Annotated in this window: 20 protein-coding genes and 1 tRNA gene; 13 read left to right on the forward strand and 8 right to left on the reverse strand. The window is 64.6% G+C overall.

What is annotated here, in order from left to right; genetic code table 11:
- Positions 1-45: 45 nt before the first annotated feature.
- The 3 genes from PI86_RS00165 to PI86_RS00175 form a co-directional block, all read right to left on the reverse strand.
- Positions 46-1,335, reverse strand: a complete 1,290-nt coding sequence (locus PI86_RS00165) for an HlyC/CorC family transporter (RefSeq protein ID WP_082012091.1) — start codon at positions 1,333-1,335, stop codon at positions 46-48.
- Between the two features lie 148 nt (positions 1,336-1,483).
- A tRNA-Pro gene (locus tag PI86_RS00170) sits at positions 1,484-1,560 on the reverse strand.
- A 149-nt stretch (positions 1,561-1,709) separates the two neighbouring features.
- Positions 1,710-2,705, reverse strand: coding sequence for a polyprenyl synthetase family protein (locus PI86_RS00175; RefSeq protein WP_006752232.1), 996 nt, complete (start codon positions 2,703-2,705; stop codon positions 1,710-1,712).
- A gap of 210 nt (positions 2,706-2,915) precedes the next feature.
- Between PI86_RS00175 and rplU the strand changes: the two genes are divergently transcribed.
- The 4 genes from rplU (at position 2,916) to proB (ending at position 6,025) form a co-directional block, all read left to right on the forward strand.
- The gene (rplU, locus tag PI86_RS00180; protein WP_006025184.1) at positions 2,916-3,227 is read left to right on the forward strand and encodes a 50S ribosomal protein L21; all 312 of its coding nucleotides are present in this window, start codon (positions 2,916-2,918) and stop codon (positions 3,225-3,227) included.
- 24 nt (positions 3,228-3,251) lie between these two features.
- Positions 3,252-3,515, forward strand: a complete 264-nt coding sequence (gene rpmA, locus PI86_RS00185) for a 50S ribosomal protein L27 (RefSeq protein WP_006476999.1) — start codon at positions 3,252-3,254, stop codon at positions 3,513-3,515.
- A gap of 188 nt (positions 3,516-3,703) precedes the next feature.
- A complete protein-coding gene (gene cgtA / locus PI86_RS00190) occupies positions 3,704-4,816 on the forward strand; it encodes an Obg family GTPase CgtA (protein ID WP_014898163.1) in 1,113 nt (370 codons plus the stop codon).
- 90 nt (positions 4,817-4,906) lie between these two features.
- Positions 4,907-6,025, forward strand: coding sequence for a glutamate 5-kinase (gene proB, locus PI86_RS00195; protein ID WP_014898162.1), 1,119 nt, complete (start codon positions 4,907-4,909; stop codon positions 6,023-6,025).
- 90 nt (positions 6,026-6,115) lie between these two features.
- Here the strand turns inward: proB and PI86_RS00200 are convergent, their stop codons facing one another.
- Positions 6,116-6,724, reverse strand: a complete 609-nt coding sequence (locus tag PI86_RS00200) for a CNP1-like family protein (protein ID WP_014898161.1) — start codon at positions 6,722-6,724, stop codon at positions 6,116-6,118.
- Positions 6,725-6,737: 13 nt separating this feature from the next.
- Positions 6,738-7,385 (reverse strand): RNA pyrophosphohydrolase, encoded by a 648-nt coding sequence (locus PI86_RS00205; protein WP_011350862.1) that lies wholly within the window; start codon positions 7,383-7,385, stop codon positions 6,738-6,740.
- 217 nt (positions 7,386-7,602) lie between these two features.
- Here PI86_RS00205 and PI86_RS00210 point away from each other — a divergent pair, with 217 nt between their 5' ends.
- Positions 7,603-9,339: a proline--tRNA ligase gene (locus PI86_RS00210; protein ID WP_039317374.1), complete on the forward strand. Its 1,737-nt coding sequence runs from the start codon at positions 7,603-7,605 to the stop codon at positions 9,337-9,339.
- Positions 9,340-9,360: 21 nt separating this feature from the next.
- Entirely contained in the window at positions 9,361-9,963 is a 603-nt protein-coding gene (locus tag PI86_RS00215) for a MarC family protein (protein WP_014898158.1), read from the forward strand.
- Between the two features lie 81 nt (positions 9,964-10,044).
- Here the strand turns inward: PI86_RS00215 and PI86_RS00220 are convergent, their stop codons facing one another.
- Both PI86_RS00220 and ffh read right to left on the reverse strand, forming a co-directional pair.
- A complete protein-coding gene (locus PI86_RS00220) occupies positions 10,045-10,596 on the reverse strand; it encodes a hypoxanthine-guanine phosphoribosyltransferase (RefSeq protein ID WP_014898157.1) in 552 nt (183 codons plus the stop codon).
- A gap of 94 nt (positions 10,597-10,690) precedes the next feature.
- On the reverse strand, positions 10,691-12,058 hold the full coding sequence (ffh, locus tag PI86_RS00225) for a signal recognition particle protein (protein WP_039317379.1): 1,368 nt from the start codon (positions 12,056-12,058) through the stop codon (positions 10,691-10,693).
- An 89-nt stretch (positions 12,059-12,147) separates the two neighbouring features.
- Between ffh and PI86_RS00230 the strand changes: the two genes are divergently transcribed.
- The 7 genes from PI86_RS00230 (at position 12,148) to PI86_RS00255 (ending at position 20,149) form a co-directional block, all read left to right on the forward strand.
- The gene (locus PI86_RS00230) at positions 12,148-13,041 is read left to right on the forward strand and encodes a cytochrome C assembly family protein (protein ID WP_039317381.1); all 894 of its coding nucleotides are present in this window, start codon (positions 12,148-12,150) and stop codon (positions 13,039-13,041) included.
- A gap of 13 nt (positions 13,042-13,054) precedes the next feature.
- On the forward strand, positions 13,055-13,372 hold the full coding sequence (locus PI86_RS00235; protein WP_039317384.1) for a PP0621 family protein: 318 nt from the start codon (positions 13,055-13,057) through the stop codon (positions 13,370-13,372).
- Positions 13,369-13,962: a 1,6-anhydro-N-acetylmuramyl-L-alanine amidase AmpD gene (ampD, locus tag PI86_RS00240; protein ID WP_039317387.1), complete on the forward strand. Its 594-nt coding sequence runs from the start codon at positions 13,369-13,371 to the stop codon at positions 13,960-13,962. The genes PI86_RS00235 and ampD overlap by 4 nt, the downstream gene beginning before the upstream one ends.
- A 452-nt stretch (positions 13,963-14,414) precedes the next feature.
- Positions 14,415-17,408: a ribonucleoside-diphosphate reductase subunit alpha gene (locus tag PI86_RS00245; protein WP_039317390.1), complete on the forward strand. Its 2,994-nt coding sequence runs from the start codon at positions 14,415-14,417 to the stop codon at positions 17,406-17,408.
- 363 nt (positions 17,409-17,771) lie between these two features.
- On the forward strand, positions 17,772-18,983 hold the full coding sequence (locus PI86_RS00250) for a ribonucleotide-diphosphate reductase subunit beta (protein WP_039317393.1): 1,212 nt from the start codon (positions 17,772-17,774) through the stop codon (positions 18,981-18,983).
- 82 nt (positions 18,984-19,065) lie between these two features.
- Entirely contained in the window at positions 19,066-19,392 is a 327-nt protein-coding gene (locus PI86_RS15740; protein WP_080599407.1) for a hypothetical protein, read from the forward strand.
- A 28-nt stretch (positions 19,393-19,420) separates the two neighbouring features.
- Positions 19,421-20,149, forward strand: coding sequence for a histone H1-like DNA-binding protein (locus PI86_RS00255; protein ID WP_039317396.1), 729 nt, complete (start codon positions 19,421-19,423; stop codon positions 20,147-20,149).
- A 214-nt stretch (positions 20,150-20,363) separates the two neighbouring features.
- On the opposite strand, the gene PI86_RS00260 is transcribed toward PI86_RS00255, so the two are convergent.
- Positions 20,364-20,837, reverse strand: a complete 474-nt coding sequence (locus PI86_RS00260; RefSeq protein ID WP_014898149.1) for a glycine zipper 2TM domain-containing protein — start codon at positions 20,835-20,837, stop codon at positions 20,364-20,366.
- Positions 20,838-20,849 lie beyond the last annotated feature (12 nt).

The following is a 20,849-nucleotide window of genomic DNA, read 5'->3' on the forward strand; positions in this document are numbered from 1 at the left end:
CAAATGGTCGCGTATCGCGAGCGGCGCCGACAGTCGGCCGTTCGGCTAGCGTGCGGCGGTGCGTGCGCGCGTGCCGCGCGGCTTGAAGAGCTTGACGGTGCGCACGGCCTGATCGTCGCTGCGCATGACCTCGAGCATCACGTCGCCGATTTTCACGCACACGTCGCCTTCCGGAATTTCCTCGAGGATCTCGAGGATCAGGCCGTTCAGCGTCTTCGGGCCGTCGGTCGGCAGTTGCAGGTGCAGCCAGCGGTTCAGTTCGCGCAGCGGCATGCTGGCGGCGACGATGCATTCGCCGTTCTCGTCCCAGCCGCCCGCGCGTTCGCCGCGCGGCATCGACGTCGTGAATTCGCCGATCAGTTCCTCGATGATGTCCTCGGGTGTGACGAGCCCCTCGAGTTCGCCGTACTCGTTGACGACGAGCGCGGTGCGCTGCCGGCTTTCCTGGAAATACTGGAGCTGCTGAACGACCGGCGTGCCCGACGGCACGTAGTACGGTTCGGCGAGCAGCGTGCGCAGCGTTTCGCGGTCGAAGTCCTGGTTGTGCAGCGCGGTGAGCGTCTTGCGGACGTGCAGCACGCCGAGCACCTTGTCGATATCGCCTTCGTAGACGACCAACCGGTTGTGATAGCAGGTCTCGAGCTGATGCAGGACGTCGTCGAGCGGCGCGTAGAAGTTGAGCGACTCGATCTGCCGGCGCGGCACCATCACGTCGTCGACCGTGATGTTCTCGAGGTCGAACAGGTTGAGCAGGATGCTGCGGTGCTTGGTCGGCATGAAGCTGCTCGACTCGAGCACGATCGCGCGCAGCTCGTCGGCCGACATGCGCTGGTCGCGGCCCTTCTTCGTGTTGATGCGCAGCACCCAGAGCACGCCGTTCGCGAGCGCGTTGACGAACCAGACGACCGGCTTGAATACGCGCATCAGCGGCGCGATCACGAGACTCGCGGGCAGCGCGATGCGCTCGGGAAAAGTCGCGCCGACGATCTTCGGCGCGATTTCCGCGAACACGATGATCAGGAACGCGACGATGCCGGTCGCGATCGACAGCGCGACGTTGTTACGGCCGAACGTGTGCAGCGCGAGCGACGTGGTCAGGACCGGGATGATCGTGTTGAACAGGTTGTTGCCGATCAGGATCACGCTGAGCAGCAGGTCCGTGCGAGTGAGGAGGCCCTGCGTGGTTTTCGCGCCGAGCACGCCCTGGCCGGCGAGATGCTTCAGCCGATGACGGTTGAGCGCCATCATCGCGGTCTCGGAAATGGAAAAGAAGCTGGAGCAGAGGAGAAGCAGGAAGACGGCGCTGATTTGCGCCCATAAGGGAATTTGGTCCACGCGTCAGAAGGGCAGTGAAGGACAGGGATGGAGGGAATATAGCAGAGGCCGGCGGCCGGGATGTGTCGCGCATGGCACGAGGCCTGCGCGACCGGGCAGCAAGAAGGCAAAAAAAAACCGTGCACACGGTGCACGGTTTTTTCAAATCTGGTCGGGGTGAGAGGATTCGAACCTCCGGCCTCTACGTCCCGAACGTAGCGCTCTACCAGGCTAAGCTACACCCCGATTTTTTGCTCTTCCGACTTCGCTGCTTTCGTTCAGATCGCTGCGTTGTCACAAGCAAGAACGTAACTATAACGATGTTTTTTCGAAAAGGGAATACCTTGATGAAGAAATTTTTCGAGACAAGGTATCGCCTCTCGTTCGCGGCACGTTTACGACTGCCGCGATGTCGAGTACGAGCACAACGCGAGCAGGCTTTCCTTGTAGATCGAATCGGGGAACGCGGTGATCGCCGCGGCAGCGGCCTGTGCTTCCTGGCGTGCGCATTCGAGCGTATGGTCGAGCGCGCCGGAGCGCGTGATCGCGTCGAAGATCGTGTCGAAGCGATCGGTGCCGCCTTGTTCGATCGCCTCGCGTGCGAGCGCCGACTGTTCGGGCGTGCCGCGTTCGATCAGATAGATGAGCGGCAGCGTCGGTTTGCCTTCGCGCAGGTCGTCGCCGGCATTCTTGCCCATCGCTTCGGCCGTGCCCGCGTAGTCGAGCCAGTCGTCCATGATCTGGAACGCGGTGCCGATCCGGCGGCCGTATTCGGCCGCGGCGGCTTCGGTCGGCGCATCTGCGCCCGCGAGCACCGCGCCCAGGCGGGCCGATGCTTCGAACAGCTTCGCCGTCTTGTAGCGGATCACCTGCATGTAGCGGGTCTCGTCGACGTCCGCGTCGTGCATGTTGAGCAACTGCAGCACTTCGCCTTCGGAAATGATCGTCGTCGCTTCCGACAGAATCTCCATCACGCGCATCTTGCCGACACCGACCATCATCTCGAACGAGCGCGAATAGAGGTAGTCGCCTACCAGTACGCTCGCCGCGTTGCCGAACAGCGCGTTCGCCGTCTGGCGGCCGCGCCGCAGTTCGGATTCGTCGACGACGTCGTCATGCAGCAGCGTGGCCGTGTGGATGAACTCGACGACGGCGGCCAGCACGTGCCGCTGGTGCGACGTCTCGCCGAGCGCGCCGGCGACGAGCAACAGCAGGGCCGGACGCAGCCGCTTGCCGCCGGCACCGATGATGTACTCGGCGATCTGGTTGATCAGCAGTACGTCGGACGCGAGGCTTTGCCGGATAACGCGATTCACCTGCTCCATGTCGCTGGTGATCGGAGCGAGCAGGTGGGCGGCGCTGAGGGTGGGGGAGGCGGTGGACGACGACATGATGATCGAAATGGGTGATGCCGCGGATTATAAGTCGAATCCGCGATATGCCGGTCTGTCGGACGCGCCGGGGCCGTGATTTTGGCCGTCCGGCCAGGGTGCGCGCGCGGCAATCGTGGATCGGCTTTGACTTGGGTGCTAAGCCCATGTATAATCACGTGTTTTCCGCGCGTGGTGTGCGGAAAAATTGGATCCAGAGTGAGGTTCTCAATGTACGCGGTCATAAAAACCGGCGGCAAGCAGTACAAGGTTGCCGTTGGCGAAAAACTCAAAGTAGAACAGATACCGGCTGACATTGACGCTGAAATCACGCTCGACCAGGTTCTCGCAGTGGGCGAAGGCGAATCGATTAAGTTCGGTACGCCGCTGGTCAGTGGGGCTTCCGTCAAGGCCACCGTTGTGTCGCACGGTCGTCATGCCAAGGTCACCATCTTCAAGATGCGTCGCCGGAAGCACTACCAAAAGCACGGCGGCCACCGCCAGAACTACACTGAGCTGCGCATCGACGCGATCAACGCGTAAGCGCCTCGGTAAAGGAGCAATCAGATGGCACACAAAAAGGCAGGCGGCTCTTCCCGGAACGGCCGCGACTCCGAGTCGAAACGTCTCGGCGTGAAAGTGTACGGCGGCCAGGCGATCAACGCTGGCGGCATCATCGTGCGTCAGCGCGGTACGCGCATGCACGCTGGCGAGAACGTCGGCATGGGCAAGGATCACACCCTGTTCGCGCTGGTCGACGGTCACGTCAAGTTCGCGACCAAGGGCGCGGACAAGAAGCATCTGGTCATCGTTGTCCCGGCGGCTGCCTAAGTTCAGGCACCCACGGGCTTCGTAGCCGAAAGGCCCCGCAGTCTTCGCGGGGCCTTTTTTTATTTGGCCGCCGGGCGCATGTGCGCGCCGGCGGCTGTCGCGAAACCGGCGCGCAATCAGCCGAACGGCAGATTGTTCAAGCACGCCGGTGCGCGGCACAATAGCGGAAATACTGGTCGGAGTGACGAATGAAGTTCATTGACGAAGCACGAATCGAAGTCATCGCCGGCGACGGAGGCGATGGCAGCGCGTCGATGCGCCGCGAGAAGTTCGTTCCGTTCGGCGGGCCGGACGGCGGCGACGGCGGCCGGGGCGGCAACGTCTACGCGATCGCCGACCGCAACATCAATACGCTGATCGACTACCGTTACGCGAAGAAGCACCTGGCGCGCAACGGCGAAAACGGTCGCGGCTCGGATTGCTACGGCAAGGGCGGCGACGACGTCACGCTGCGCATGCCGGTCGGCACGGTCGTTACCGATATGGACACGGGCGAACTGATCGCCGACCTGACCGAGCATGACCAGCAGGTGATGCTCGCGCAGGGCGGTGCCGGCGGTCTCGGCAACCTGCATTTCAAGTCGAGCACGAACCGCGCACCGCGCCAGAAGACCGACGGCAAGCCCGGCGAGCGGCGCATGCTGAGGCTCGAACTGAAGGTGCTCGCCGATGTCGGGCTGCTCGGCATGCCGAACGCCGGCAAGTCGACCTTCATCTCGTCGGTGTCGAACGCGAAGCCGAAGATCGCCGATTATCCGTTCACGACGCTCGCGCCGAATCTCGGCGTCGTGCGGGTCGGCCCGAGCAAGAGCTTCGTGATCGCCGACATCCCGGGGCTGATCGAGGGCGCCGCCGAAGGCGCGGGCCTCGGCCACCAGTTCCTGCGACACCTGCAGCGCACCGGCGTGCTGCTGCATCTCGTCGATTTGGCCCCGTTCGACGAAAGCGTCGATCCGGTCGCGGAAGCGACGGCGATCGTCGGCGAGCTGCGCAAGTACGACGAGGCGCTGTACGAAAAGCCGCGCTGGCTCGTACTCAACAAGCTCGACATGGTGCCGGAGGACGAGCGCGAGGCGCGCGTCGCCGATTTCCTCGATCGTTTCGGCTGGGACGGCCCGGTGTTCGAGATTTCGGCGCTGACCGGCCAGGGCTGCGAAGCGCTGGTCTACGCGATCTACGACTACCTCGCCGAGCATTCGGACGCGCATCGCGCGGCGGAAGAGGAAGATCTGGCCGCGGACGTGCGGTTCCGCGATGCACCGTCCGCCGATGGCGGTGCGACGCCGGGCGACGACGCCTGAGCGAGTCCGAAACGCACCGGGCATGACGCCCGGTGCCGGAATTCAATCGCGCCCGGCCGGGCAGGCATCAGATACAGGAGACAGCGCACGATGCGTTCGATCATCGCGGATTCGAAGCGATTGGTGGTGAAGGTGGGTTCCAGCCTCGTGACCAACGATGGCAAGGGGCTTGATCATGCTGCAATCGGCCGCTGGGCTGCCCAGATCGCCGCGCTGCGCGCGCAGGGCAAGGAAGTCGTGCTCGTCAGCTCGGGCGCGATTGCCGAAGGGATGCAGCGGCTCGGCTGGAGCAAGCGTCCGCGCGAGATCGACGAGCTGCAGGCCGCCGCCGCGGTCGGCCAGATGGGGCTCGCGCAAGTCTACGAAAGCCGCTTTACCGAGCACGATATCCGCACCGCGCAGATCCTGCTCACGCACGCCGACCTGGCTGATCGCGAACGCTACCTGAATGCGCGGTCGACGCTGCTCACGCTGCTGCGGCTCGGCGTCGTGCCGATCATCAACGAGAACGACACCGTCGTCACCGATGAAATCAAGTTCGGCGACAACGACACGCTCGGTGCGCTCGTCGCGAACCTGATCGAAGGCGATGCGCTGATCATCCTGACCGACCAGTCGGGGCTGTTCACCGCCGATCCGCGCAAGGACCCGAACGCGACGCTGGTCGCGGAGGCCAGCGCGGGTGCGCCGGAACTCGAGGCAATGGCGGGCGGCGCTGGCTCGAGCCTCGGCCGCGGCGGGATGCTGACGAAGATCCTCGCGGCGAAACGCGCGGCGCATAGCGGCGCGAACACCGTGATCGCGAGCGGTCGGGAATCCGACGTGCTGGTGCGGCTGGCGGCAGGCGAGGCGATCGGCACGCAGCTGATCGCGCGCACCGCGCGGATGGCGGCGCGCAAGCAGTGGATGGCCGATCACCTGCAGGTGCGCGGGCACGTCGTGATCGATGCGGGCGCGGTCGAGAAGCTGACGTCCGGCGGCAAGAGCCTGCTGCCGATCGGCGTGACCGGTGTGCAGGGTGCGTTCGCGCGCGGCGAGGTGATCGCGTGTGTCGGCCCCGACGGGCGTGAAGTGGCGCGCGGCCTCACGAACTACAGCAGCGCGGAAACGAAGCTGATTCACCGCAAGCCGAGCGGCGAGATCGAGACGGTGCTCGGCTACATGCTGGAGCCGGAACTGATTCACCGCGACAACCTCGTGCTGGTGTAAGCGTCCGGCGAGACGTCGAACGACAATGAAAAAAGCCCGCATTGCGCGGGCTTTTTTCATTGCGGCGGGCAGGTGGCCCGCGTCGCACGGTCAGCGCAGCTGGCTCATCGCCGTGCGGTGGAACCGGATGTTCTCGAGGATCTGCTGGGTCGTGCCCTGCGGCATCTTGTTCGAGCAGAAGTAGTCCTGGTACAGCGCCGAGTGGTAAGCGTTCAGCTCGCCGTTCTCGATGCGGCGCCAGTCGTTCTCGACCGTGCGGTCCCAGCCGTCGTGATCCGAATTCAGGCCCGCATACTGACGCCATTCGTAGGTGTCGCAGCGGATGCCTTCGTAGTTCACGTTGCGCGCGCCGGCCGGGCTCGTGATCACGACTGCGTACCGCACGACGCCGTCGGTGCCGACCGCGAGCGACTTCGCATCGACGGAGAACTTGAGCGGGGTGTTCTGCGAGACGTTGAACGGCAGGAGGTTGCCTGCTTCGGGCAGCGGCGGCAGCGTGTCGACCGCGTTTTCCTTCCAGCTGCCCTGGCGGTCGAGCAGATATACGAACTCGCTGTCATCCTTGTTGGTCGGCGTCTTCGAATTCGCGCAACCAGCCAGCGTGGCCGCCGCGACAATCGATGCGAGCGCGAGAGCAATCGCTTTCAATATGCATTCCTCGTAAAAAAAGGGCGCGACACCAAGGTCGCGCCCGGTCATGCAGTCCGACTCGTCATTTGCCGACGATCACATGGGGCGGCATCTCGTCGAGCGTGCTCGCCTCCACTTCGATCTCCGAACAGACTACCGATGTGTCGACAATCGTCAGCGTCTGCTGGGCCTGTACGCCGATGACGCGCGGATAGCGCGACAGACGCGGCCCGCGCGGCTTTTCGGCTCGCTGCGCCGGGCGGCGCAGGAAGCGCGACAGTTCCGTCAGCGCCAACTGATAGACATCCCGCTTGAACTCGATCACCGCATCGAGCGGCACCCAGTACTCGTTCCAGCGCCACGCATCGAACTCCGGGTGATCGGTCGCGCGCAAGCAAATGTCGCAATCGCGTCCAACCATCCGCAGCAGGAACCAGATCTGCTTCTGGCCGCGGTAATGACCGCGTACTTCGCGTTTGATGAACTTGTCAGGCACCTCGTAACGCAACCAGTCGCGAGTGCGGCCGATTATCTTGACGTGTTCCGGATGCAGGCCCGTTTCCTCGTGCAGTTCCCGGTACATCGCCTGCATGGGGGTCTCGCCATACTTGATCCCACCTTGAGGAAACTGCCAGGAATGCTCGCGGAGCCGCTTGCCCCAAAACACCTCGTTGCGCGCGTTCAAGAGGATGATGCCGACGTTCGGGCGAAAGCCTTCACGATCCAGCATACAACCACCTTCGAATCCTTTAAAATTGCTTTGATTATAAACAGATAACGGGCGCTGCGCACCGTGACGGAGCGAATCCGCGCGGGTGCACCGACTGAATTGTCCCTGATTTGTCTGCTACGTCATCTGCGCCATCGTCGTTCGTCGCGCGCAGCTTTTTCACCTTGAAACTTTTTCGGGCGCCCCGCCTGGGGGCGCCGTATTTGGAACCGTCCGCATGAAAGCTTCCCGTTTCTTTATCGGCACCCTCAAAGAAGCACCGGCCGACGCAGAGATCGTCAGCCACAAGCTGATGGTGCGCGCCGGCATGATTCGTCGCGTCGCCGGCGGCATCTACAACTACCTGCCGGTCGGCCTGCGCTCGATTCGCAAGGTCGAAGCCATCGTGCGCGAGGAAATGAACCGGGCAGGCGCCATCGAGCTGCTGATGCCGGCCGTGCAACCGGCCGAGCTGTGGCAGGAATCGGGCCGCTGGGAACAGTACGGCCCCGAGCTGCTGCGTTTCAAGGACCGCAAGGACAACGACTTCGTGATCGGGCCGACGCACGAGGAAGTCGTCACCGACATCGCGCGCAACCAGATCAAGAGCTATCGGCAGATGCCGGTGAACTTCTACCAGATCCAGACGAAGTTCCGCGACGAGATCCGTCCGCGCTTCGGCGTGATGCGCGGTCGCGAATTCATCATGAAGGACGCGTATTCGTTCGACAAGGACGCGGCGGGCCTGAACGAGTCGTATCGCAAGATGTACGACGCGTACGTGCGCATCTTCACGCGCCTTGGCCTCGAGTTCCGTGCGGTCGCGGCCGACAGCGGTTCGATCGGCGGCAACTTCTCGCACGAATTCCACGTGATCGCCGATACCGGCGAGGACGCGATCGCCTACAACCCGTCGTCCGAATTCGCGGCGAACATCGAAGCGGCCGAAGCGCTGCCGCTGATCGCGGAGCGTGCCGCACCGGCCGAAGCGATGGCAAAGGTCGCGACGCCCGGCAAGGCGAAGTGCGAAGCCGTCGCCGAGCTGCTGGAGATCCCGCTCGAGCGCACGATCAAGTCGATCGTGCTTGCCACCGAGAACGAAGGCGCCGAGCCGACCATCTGGCTCGTGATGCTGCGCGGCGACCATGACCTGAACGAGATCAAGGTGTCGAAGCTGCCGGGGCTGAAGAACCATCGCTTCGCGACCGAGCAGGAAATCGTCGAATGGTTCGGCACGCCGCCGGGCTATCTCGGCCCGGTCGGCACGAAGAAACCGGTGAAGGTGATCGCCGATCGCACGGTCGCGAACATGAGCGATTTCGTCGTCGGCGCGAACGAGGTCGACTATCACATCGCGGGCGTGAACTGGGGCCGCGACCTGCCGGAACCGGACGTCGCCGACGTGCGCAACGTGCAGAAGGGCGATCCATCGCCGGACGGCAAGGGCGTGATCGACATCTGCCGCGGCATCGAAGTCGGCCACGTGTTCCAGCTCGGCACCAAGTACTCGGAAGCGATGGGCGCGACGTTCCTCGACGAGTCGGGCAAGCCGCAGCCGATGCTGATGGGCTGCTACGGCGTCGGCGTCACGCGGATTCTCGGCGCGGCGATCGAACAGAACTTCGACGACCGCGGCATCATCTGGCCCGAGTCGATCGCGCCGTTCGAGGTCGTGCTGTGCCCGATGGGCTACGATCGCAGCGAAATGGTCCGCGAGGCTGCCGACAAGCTGTACGCGGAACTGGCCGCCGCCGGCATCGACGTGATCCTCGACGATCGCGGCGAGCGCCCGGGCGTGATGTTCGCCGACTGGGAGCTGATCGGCGTGCCGCATCGCCTGGTGATCGGCGAGCGCGGCCTGAAGGATGGCAAGATCGAGTACCAGGGCCGCCGCGACGCCGAAGCGACGCTGCTGCCGGCCGACACGGCGGCGGCGACGGTGGCGGAGAAGATCCGCGCCGCGCTCGCGCGCTAAACACTGCGACCGGGGGACACGGTGGAATACACCTTCCTGTCGGCCACCGTGCTCCTCGTGCTGATCACGGATCCGCTGGGCAACATCCCGCTGTTCATTTCGGCGATGCGGGAGGTGCCGCGCGAGCGGCGCGTGAAGCTGATCCTGCGTGAAGTGGGGATCGCGTTCGTGATCCTGCTGTTCTTCATGGTGGTCGGCGACCGCTTCCTGCGGATGATGAACCTCACGGACCTGTCGCTGCGGCTCGGCGGCGGCATCGTGCTGTTCCTGATCGCGCTGCGGATGATCTTCCCGCATCCGGACGGCGCGCTCGGGAGCGATCCGCGCGCGGGCGGCGAACCGTTCATCGTGCCGCTCGCGATCCCGGCGCTCGCCGGGCCGTCGGCGCTCGCGACGGTGATGCTGCTGACGTCGCAGGCGCCGGGCAAGATGTTCGAGTGGGTTGGCGCGTTGACGGTCACGATGATCGTCTGCGCGATCACGCTGGTGCTGGCCGAACGGATCCAGCAGTGGCTCGGCGAGCGGACCGTCGCGGCGTTCGAGCGGCTGATGGGCCTCGTGCTCGTCGCGATCTCGGTCGAGATGCTGCTGGCCGGCATCCGGGCGTTCGTGCACCAGCTGTAGCACGGGTGGCGCGGGCCGACGAAAAAAGCGGCGCTCCGGGAAACCGGAGCGCCGCTTTTTCTTGTATGGCGGGCAGGGCGATCAGACGTTCGTGGTCAGCGCACGGATCGTCGGCAGGTTGCGCCAGTAGCCCTTTGCGTCCATCCCGCAGCCGAACACGTAACGGTCCGGTACCGAGAAGCCGCAGAAGTCGGGGTGCAGCGGTTTCGCCTTCGCGAGCGTCTTCTCGCACAGCACGGCCGACATGAAGCGTTTCGCGCCCATGTCGAGGATGCGGTCGCGGATCGCGGCCATCGTCTCGCCTTCGTCGAGGATGTCGTCGAGCACGAGCACGATCCGGTCCTTCACCGATTCGCGCGGCGCGACGCGCCAGTGCATCTCCGGGCTGCCCTGCGTCGTGTTGCGGTAGCGGGTCAGGTGGATGTAGTCGAATTCCAGCGGGAAATCGAGATGCGGCAGCAGCATCCCGGTAAACACCGCGGCGCCGCCCATCACCGAGAGAACGAGCGGGAACGCGTCGCCGATCTCGGCGCGGATCGCGTCGGCCATCCGGGCGATCGATGCGTTGACGGCATCTGCCGAGACGATCTCTTCGGAGTGGTCGAAAATGTGGAGGGCTTCTTCGCGGTTCATGTGTTCTGGCGGACAGTCGGTATACAAACAAGAATGAAGCAGAACGGCCGGCGCGCGCTACGGCAAAAACCCGCGCGCCGGCCGACGGGCGGAATCAGCGCATGCCGGGCATCATGCCCTTCAGGCCGCGCATCATCTTCTGCATGTTGCCGCCCTTCAGCTTCTTCATCATCGTACGCATCTGATCGTACTGGTTCAGCATCCGGTTGACTTCCTGCACCGGCACGCCCGCGCCGGCTGCAATGCGGCGCTTGCGCGTCGCCTTGATGATCTCGGGTTTCGCGCGCTCGGCGGGCGTCATCGAGCTGATGATCCCTTCCATCCGGCGGATCGACTTCTCGGCCTGGCCCATGTCGGCGCCAGCCGCCGCCTGCTGGAACTGCGCGGGCAGCTTGTCCATCAGCGACGACAGGCCGCCCATGTTCTTCATCTGCGAGATCTGCGCGCGGAAATCGTTCAGGTCGAAGTCGCCGCCTTTCTTCACCTTGTCGGCGAGCTTCTGCGCGGCCTGCACGTCGACGCCGCGCTGTGCCTCCTCGACGAGCGCGAGGATGTCGCCCATGCCGAGGATCCGGTTCGCCATCCGGTCCGGGTGGAACACCTCGAGGCCGTCGAGCTTCTCGGCGACGCCGACGAACTTGATCGGCTTGCCCGTGATGTGACGCACCGACAGCGCGGCACCGCCGCGCGAATCGCCGTCGAGCTTGGTCAGCACGACGCCGGTGAGCGGCAGCGTGTCGTTGAACGCCTTCGCGGTGTTGACCGCATCCTGGCCGAGCATCGCGTCGACGACGAACAGCGTTTCGGCCGGCTTCAGCGTGCCGTGCAGCGCGGCGATTTCCTGCATCATCGCCTCGTCGATGCCGAGGCGGCCGGCCGTGTCGACGATCAGCACGTCATGGTAGTGGCGCTTCGCCCAGTCGACCGCGGCGAGCGCGATATCGACGGGCTTCTGGTCCGGCGTCGACGGGAAGAAGTCGGCGCCGACCTGTTCGCTCACCGTTTTCAACTGCATGATGGCGGCCGGGCGATACACGTCGCACGACACCGTCAGCACCTTCTTCTTGTACTTCTCGCGCAGCAGCTTCGCGAGCTTGCCGGCGGTCGTGGTCTTGCCGGCGCCCTGCAGGCCGGCCATCAGGATCACCGCGGGCGGCGTGACCGCGAGGTTCAGCTCGGCGGCCTTGCCTTCGTAGTCGCCGCCGATCACGGCGGTCAGTTCCTTCTGGACCACGCCGACGAGCGCCTGACCCGGCGACAGGCTGCTGATCACTTCCTCGCCGAGCGCCTTTTCCTTGACCTTGGCGATGAATTCGCGGACGACGGGCAGTGCGACGTCGGCCTCCAGCAGCGCGAGACGCACCTCGCGGAGCATCTCCTGGGTGTTCGCCTCGGTAAGCCGGGCCTCGCCGCGCAGCGTCTTGACGACGCGCGCCATCCGTTGAGTGAGATTGTCGAGCATGGGGAGCGATGGACAGTGGGGCCCGAAGGCGCGACGGAACCGAACAAAGGGAGCCGTCGCGGGAAGGGGGCCTAGTGTAAACTTCGAACATGGATATTGTACTGTATGCCCTCACCGCATTCCTGTACGGCGGCCTCGCCGTCGCAGGCTGGCGCACGCACCGTCAGGGCGCGGCGCCGCTCGTCGCGAGCGTGCCGGCCGTGCCGGTTCCGGCGTCCGCCGCGTCGGGGATGAGCGGGGCCGGCCGCGCGCTGCTGTTCGCGGCACTCGTGGCGCACGGCGTGCTGCTCCACATGACGATCTTCCCGCACGACGCGATGGTCTTCGGCTTCGCGTTCGCGCTGTCCGCGATGTTCTGGCTCGGCGCCGGCATCTACTGGATCGAGAGCTTCTTCTTCCCGCTCGACAGCCTGCGCCTGCTGGTGCTGCCGCTCGCGTGCGGCGCGTCGCTGCTGCCGCTCGGGTTCGGCGGCGTGCGGGTGCTGCCATATGCCGCAGCCCCGCTGTTCAAGATGCACTTCCTGATCGCGAACATCGCGTACGGCCTCTTTGCGATCGCCGCGCTGCACGCGGTCCTGATGCTGATGGTCGAGCGGCGCCTGCAGTCGCTGCGGAGCGGCGGGCGCGACGGCTCGACCGGCTGGATCGCGAGCTGGCTCGAAACGCTGCCGCCGCTTCTCACACTCGAGAAGCTGTTGTTCCGCCTGATCGGCGCCGGCTTCGTGCTGCTCACGCTGACGCTCGCGTCGGGGATCCTGTTCAGCGAACAGGTCGAGGCGCGCGCGCTGCGGCTCGACCACAAGACCGTGTTCGCGGTGCTGTCGTGGCTGATGTTCGGCGGCCTGCTGGTCGCCCACAAGACCTCGGGCTGGCGCGGGCGCGGCGCGGCGCGCTGGGTGCTCGTGTCGTTTGTCGCGCTGCTGCTCGCGTATGTCGGCAGCCGATTCGTTTTAGAGGTGCTGCTGCACCGCTCCGTGGTTTGAACGCAGGTTTCCGATGCGACAGATTCTTCTCCTGATTCTCCTTTTCTTCGTGGGTTCGTGGGCCGCGCGCAAGCTACGCCAGGCCCAGGAGCACGCGCAGGCGCGCACCGGCCGCGGCGCCGGCCACGACGGTGCGCCCGGTCACGGCGGCGCCGGTGCGGCACGCCCGAACGACGACGCGCGGTCGCTGCCCGAACCGATGGTGCGCTGCGCCGAATGCGGCGTGCATGCGCCGAAGGGCGACGCGATCGCCGCCGGCGGCGAGTACTTCTGCAGCGTCGAGCATGCGCAGCGTCACGGCGCACGCGCGAGCGGCCACGACGCACGATGAGCGGCGCACCCACGTTGCTGTCGGTCGACGTGAACGGCTGGGTGCGCGAAGCGCGCCATGCGCCGTCGCCGAATTTCGAGGCGCGGCCCGCGGCTGCGGTGCCGACGCTCGTCGTCGTCCACAACATCAGCCTGCCGCCCGGCGAGTTCGGCGGCGACGCGATCGAAGCGCTGTTCCTGAATCGCCTCGATTGCGATGCGCACCCCTATTACCAGAGCCACCTGCGCGGCGTGCGCGTGTCCGCGCACTTCCTGATCCGCCGCGACGGCGAGCTCGTGCAGTTCGTGTCGTGCGACGAGCGCGCATGGCATGCGGGTGCGTCCGAGTTCCGCGGCCGGCCGCGTTGCAACGACTTCTCGATCGGCATCGAGCTCGAAGGCGCGGACGACGTGCCGTTCGACGCCGCGCAGTACGCGACGCTCGGCGTGCTCGCGCGCACGCTCGCCGCGCGGTACCCGATCGATGCCGTTGCCGGGCACTCGGACGTCGCGCCGGGCCGCAAGACCGACCCCGGGCCGCATTTCGATTGGCAACGCTTCGCAGGCGATGCCGGCCTTTCCGCCGGATACTTTCCTTTCCGTCAGCACTGAGCGCAGGGTTTTTTGAGCGGGGAAAGTTTTTTCTCCGACCAATGCCTTGCCGTGCCTGCGCGCGAGCGATGTCAAGACCTCGATCGCAAATTATCCGTTTTGACCTCGTCCGAATGTCCACTATACTTGGTGCCAGTTGAGCGGTTCTGCACTAGATATAGTGTGTGTCGCAGGGGAAACCCGAGCGGCACCGGCCGGCGGGCAACGCCGGCGGACAGGGTTCTCAGGGCGGCGCGCCAGGCCGGGCGGTCCGGGCGTCGCGATCAAGCGCAGCGAACTTCGACGGGGCAGGGTACACATGACGAAGCACACGACCGGATCGGTTGTCGCGCATCGACCGAACCGGCTTCCCCGACGCATCGCTCGCCTCTTACCGCTCGCGCACCGCATTGCGCAGCGTTCGTTTTAATCCGCGGTTCTCTCCGCACCATCCAACACCAGGAGCTTTGCACATGCAAACCACCGACAACGCGACGTCCCAGTACGAGAGCGCCTCGAGCCGTCCGCTCGGCGGGACCGAACAGGGCGCGCAGGCGCTCGCGCCGCAGGCCACGTTCGCCGACTACAAGGTGATCCGCCGCAACGGCAGCGTAGTGTCGTTCGAGCCTTCGAAGATCGCGATCGCGGTGACCAAGGCTTTCCTGGCCGTCAACGGCGGGCAGGGCGCGGCATCGGCGCGCGTACGTGAACTCGTCGAGCAACTGACGCACAACGTCGTGCGCGCGCTCGTGCGCAGCCGTCCGAACGGCGGTACGTTCCATATCGAAGACATCCAGGACCAGGTCGAACTCGCGCTGATGCGCGGCGGCGAGCACAACGTCGCGCGCGCGTACGTGCTGTATCGCGAGAAGCGTCACCTCGAGCGCCAGCATGCGGGCGAGGAAGCAGCGGCAGCGGGCGGCGAGTCGAGCACCGGCATCAACGTCGTCGACAACGGCGTCACGCGCCCGCTCGACCTGAATGCACTGCGCGCGCTGATCGTGTCGGCATGCGACGATCTCGGCGCTGCGGTTAACCCTGACCCGATCGTCGCGGAAACGGTGAAGAACCTGTACGACGGCGTGCCGATGAGCCAGGTCTACGACTCGGCGATCCTCGCTGCGCGTACGATGATCGAAAAGGATCCGGCATACAGCCAGGTCACGGCCCGCATCCTGCTGCACACGATCCGTCGCGAGATCCTCGGCGAGGAAGTGGTCCAGGCAGAGATGTCGACCCGCTACGCGGAATACTTCCCGCAGTTCCTGAAGCGCGGCGTCGACGCCGGCCTGCTCGACGACAAGCTGCTGCAGTTCGACCTGAAGCGTCTCGGCGAAGCGCTCGACGCGAATCGCGACCTGCAGTTCGGCTATCTCGGCCTGCAGACGCTGTACGACCGCTACTTCCTGCATGTCGAAGGCAGCCGCATCGAAATGCCGCAGGCATTCTTCATGCGCGTCGCAATGGGCCTGTCGCTGAACGAGATCGACCGCGAGACGCGCGCGATCGAGTTCTACAACGTGCTGTCGAGCTTCGACTTCATGAGCTCGACGCCGACGCTGTTCAACTCGGGTACCCACCGCTCGCAGCTGTCGTCGTGCTACCTGACGACGGTCGCGGACGACCTCGACGGCATCTATGAAGCGCTGAAGGAAAACGCGCTGCTGTCGAAGTTCGCCGGCGGTCTCGGCAACGACTGGACGCGTGTGCGTGCACTCGGCTCGCATATCAAGGGCACGAACGGCAAGTCGCAAGGCGTGGTCCCGTTCCTGAAGGTCGTCAACGACACGGCCGTCGCGGTCAACCAGGGCGGCAAGCGCAAGGGCGCGGTGTGCGCGTACCTCGAATCCTGGCACCTCGACATCGAGGAGTTCCTCGAGCTGCGCAAGAACACCGGCGACGATCGCCGCCGCACCCACGACATGAACACGGCGAACTGGATTCCCGACCTGTTCATGAAGCGCGTGATGGAAGGTGCCGACTGGACGCTGTTCTCGCCGTCGACCTGCCCGGACCTGCACGACAAGTTCGGCGCGGAGTTCGAGGCGGCTTACACGGCTTACGAAGACAAGGTCGCGCGCGGCGAGATCAAGCTGTTCAAGAAGATTCCGGCGCAGCAGCTCTGGCGCAAGATGCTCGGCATGCTGTTCGAAACGGGCCACCCGTGGATCACGTTCAAGGATCCGTGCAACGTGCGCTCGCCGCAGCAGCACGTCGGCGTCGTCCACTCGTCGAACCTGTGCACGGAAATCACGCTGAACACGAGCGACACCGAAATCGCGGTGTGCAACCTCGGCTCGGTGAACCTCGTCGCCCACCTGGTGAAGCAGGCCGACGGCAGCTACGCGCTCGACCACGACAAGCTGCAGCGCACGATCCGCGTCGCGATGCGGATGCTCGACAACGTGATCGACATCAACTACTACGCGGTGCCGAAGGCGCGTAACTCGAACCTGAAGCACCGTCCGGTCGGCATGGGCATCATGGGCTTCCAGGACTGCCTGCACCTGCTGCGCACGCCGTACGCGTCGGAAGCGGCAGTCGAGTTCGCCGATCGCTCGATGGAAGCGGTCTGCTACTACGCGTACTACGCGTCGACCGAGCTGGCGGAAGAGCGCGGCCGCTACTCGAGCTACCGCGGTTCGCTGTGGGATCGCGGCATCCTCCCGCAGGACACGCTGAAGCTGCTGACGGAAGCGCGCGGCGGCTACGTCGAGGTCGACACGTCCGAGGCGCTCGACTGGACGTCGCTGCGTTCGCGGATCGCCGCACACGGCATGCGCAACTCGAACTGCGTCGCGATCGCGCCGACGGCGACGATCTCGAACATCATCGGCGTGTCGGCGTGCATCGAGCCGACCTTCCAGAACCTGTACGTGAAGTCGAACCTGTCGGGCGAATTCACGGTGGTGAACGAGTACCTGGTTCGCGACCTGAAGGAGCGCGGCCTGTGGGACGAAGTGATGGTCGCCGACCTGAAGTACTTCGACGGCATGCTGTCGCGCATCGATCGCATCCCGGCCGACCTGCGCGCGATTTACGCGACGGCGTTCGAGGTCGACCCGACGTGGCTGGTCGAAGCGGCATCGCGTCGCCAGAAGTGGATCGACCAGGCGCAGTCGCTGAACATCTACATGGGCGGCGCGTCGGGCAAGAAGCTCGACGAGGTCTACAAGCTCGCATGGCTGCGTGGTCTGAAGACGACCTACTACCTCCGCACGATGGCGGCGACGCACGTCGAGAAGTCGACGGTCGCACACGGCGCGCTGAACGCAGTGCCGACGAGCGGTGGCTCGAGCAGCGGCGGCGCGCAAGGCGCGGCAGGCGGCTTCGGTGCAGCGGGCGGCGATGCATCGTCGGGTGCGGTCAATGCGGCAGCGGCGCTGGCGCCGGTCGAAGCAGACGGTCCGGTGTGCACGATGCGTCCGGGCGATCCTGGCTTCGACGAGTGCGAAGCCTGCCAGTAACGCGGCGCGCATGACCTGAAGAAGGTTCGGGCGGCGCGCACGACAACCGATCGAGGTTGAAGTGTGCGCCGCTCTCAACTAAAAAAATGATAAGGAATCTGTAACGCGGCACTCGCGTTGCAGGCAGTGACAAGCGATCGAAACTTCCCCGACGACGTCGCGTTTCGATCAGCGTTCGATGCGTCGAGCGCACCTCGCGATACATGTGCGACACGCGTCGCGCTCTGCATGAACGACGATGCGTTGCTCAAAGTGTTGTATCGAGGTCGCAACGCGAATCGAAAAAAGGATTTTTCGTGAGCGAACCCTTTTATCGCTCAGGAAAAGATGGTACAAACCGTTCTAAATTGATGGTGAGAATTTATGCTCAACTGGGATGACGAGAAGACTGCCGTAACCCCCGCGAGCGGAGCGCAGCAAAACGCGATGCGCACCTCCGCTGGGATGGCTGTCGGAATGCAGGCTGCAGCGCCTGCCGCCCATCAGGTCCGTGACATTTTCGAAGGCGATCTTGCGGTGCCGCCGCAAGCATCGGCTGTTCCCGCCGGCGGTTCGGAAGCGCGGGTCAATGTCGCCGACAAGCGCATCATCAACGGCCAGACTGACGTCAATCAGCTGGTGCCGTTCAAGTACAAGTGGGCGTGGGAAAAGTATCTGGCGGGTTGCGCGAACCACTGGATGCCGCAGGAAATCAACATGTCCCGCGACATCGCACTGTGGAAGGACCCGAACGGTCTGACCGAGGACGAGCGCCGCATCGTCAAGCGCAACCTCGGCTTCTTCGTGACGGCCGATTCGCTCGCGGCGAACAACATCGTGCTCGGCACGTACCGCCACATCACGGCGCCCGAGTGCCGGCAGTTCCTGCTGCGCCAGGCGTTCGAAGAGGCGATCCACACGCACGCGTACCAATACATTGTCGAATCGCTCGGTCTCGACGAAGGCGAGATCTTCAACGCGTACCATGAGGTCACGTCGATCCGCGCGAAGGACGAATTCCTGATCCCGTTCATTCATACGCTGACGGACCCGGCCTTCAAGACCGGCACGCTCGAAGCGGATCAGAAGCTGCTGAAGTCGCTGATCGTGTTCGCCTGCATCATGGAAGGTCTGTTCTTCTATGTGGGCTTCACGCAGATCCTCGCGCTCGGCCGCCAGAACAAGATGACGGGTGCTGCAGAGCAATATCAGTACATCCTGCGCGACGAGTCGATGCACTGCAACTTCGGCATCGACCTGATCAACCAGATCAAGCTCGAGAATCCGCATCTCTGGACCGCGGAATTCCGCGCCGAGATCCGCGAGCTGTTCAAGCAGGCTGTCGAACTCGAATACCGCTACGCCGAGGACACGATGCCGCGCGGCGTGCTGGGCCTGAACGCGTCGATGTTCAAGAGCTATCTGCGCTTCATCAGCAACCGCCGTTGCCAGCAGATCGGCCTCGACCCGCTGTACCCGAACGAGGAAAACCCGTTCCCGTGGATGAGCGAGATGATCGACCTGAAGAAGGAACGCAACTTCTTCGAGACGCGTGTGATCGAGTATCAGACGGGCGGCGCGCTGTCCTGGGAATAACCCGCAGCAGCGAACCCGTCACATGATGGAGCAGCCGGCGGCCTCTCGGCCCCGGCCCAAGGTTTAGGAGCAAGAACGCCTGATGCAAAGTATGCCCGGTGCCTTAACGGCCCAACGACATGATCGGCACTTTGCGAACCCTTCAGTGGGATGGGCAAACTTCCCTCCGGAAAAAGCGGACGGCCGTGTGGCGGTCCGCTTGATCAAGCGATTAGGGGTGGCGGTGCGAGGTGCGCCGGCTACCGACTTGATTTGGCGCGCGAGGCCATGGGGTCACGCGCGCCATACCGTATTCATTAGCGTAAGCGCGTGGTATCCGCGTACGCCGATGAATAGCCCGCTTCGAAGCGCACGTCCTGAACAGCGTCCGCGGGAAGCGGGTTTTGACGAAGGGTGTAGTTTGAACTGACTCTCATCTGAACCTGAAGGAGAACAACATGGCTACTGCCAAGAAAAAACCGGCTGCTAAGAAGGTTGCTGCCAAGAAGACCGTTGCGAAGAAGGCTGCTGCTCCGGCGAAGAAGGCCGCTGCAGTGAAGAAGGTTGCTGCGAAGAAGGTCGCGGTGAAGAAGGTTGCCGCGAAGAAGGCAGCACCGGCGAAGAAGGCCGCGGTGAAGAAGGTTGCTGCGAAGAAGGCAGCACCGGCGAAGAAGGTCGCTGCGAAGAAGGTTGCAGCCAAGAAGGTCGCAGCCAAGAAGGTCGCAGTGAAGAAGGTTGCCGCGAAGAAGGCAGCACCGGCGAAGAAGGCCGCTGCGAAGAAGGTTGCAGCCAAGAAGGTCGCAGTGAAGAAGGTTGCTGCGAAGAAGGCCGCACCGGCGAAGAAGGCTGCTGCCAAGAAGGCCGCGCCGGCGAAGAAGGCTGCTGCGAAGAAGGCTGCGCCTGCTGCGAAGAAGGCTGCGCCCGCGAAGAAGGCTGCTGCGAAGAAGGCTGCGCCTGCCGCCAAGAAGGCTGCTGCTCCTGCGAAGCCGGCTGCTGCACCGGCGAAGCCGGCGGCTGCACCGAAGGCTGCTGCTCCCAAGAAGGCTGCTGCTCCGAAGAAGGCCGTCGTGAAGAAGGCCGCACCGGCAACCACCGCGTCGACCGCATCGGTTGCGCCGGCATCGGGCGTGAAGACCGCGCTCAACCCGGCAGCGGCATGGCCGTTCCCGACCGGCAGCCGTCCGTAATCGCGGCTGACCCGTACTACCCGGACACTTACGTGGTGTCCGCGGGTTGAGTAGCGCTACTCAATCGATCCCGCCATCTGGCTCAGGTGGCGGGATTTTTTTCGTCCGGATTCATCCAGGTGCCGGCCGGCGGCGAGCCCGGACGAAAAAAAACGCATGTGCAGCTTCGCACATGCGTTTGACCGCGGCTTGCGCCGCGTGCTGAGGATGCAGGTTAGTGCGTGACGCGCGTGACGCCGCCGCTCGACAGCAGTCGTACACGCTCGCCGGCGCGGAACATTTCGCCGCTTGCCGCCTGCGTGATCGAGCGCAGGTCGCCGTTATCGAGGCGCACGGTGATTTCGACACCGTTCGCCGTGCTGAGGTTTTCGCCGACCGCATTGCCTGCGACCGCGCCGACGAGACCGCCCGCGATGGCCGTCAGGATCGATCCCTTGCCACCGCCGATCGCGCTGCCAGCGACCGCGCCGATCGCACCGCCGCCGAGCGTGCCGATCGCGCTGCCGCCGCCGTCGGACTGGATGCGCACTGCACGGACGCTTTCGACGGTGCCCATGCGCACCGTCTGTTCGCGCTGCGCCTGGCCGACGCTATAGACATCCGCCGAGCCCGGCGCGGTGAAGCAGCCGGCGAGCGTCAGCGTGGCCGTCAGCATGGCCGCGAGCGTGAGGGTTTTGTTGGTCAACATCTGTGCTCTCCC

Source organism: Burkholderia sp. A9 (assembly GCF_000801975.1).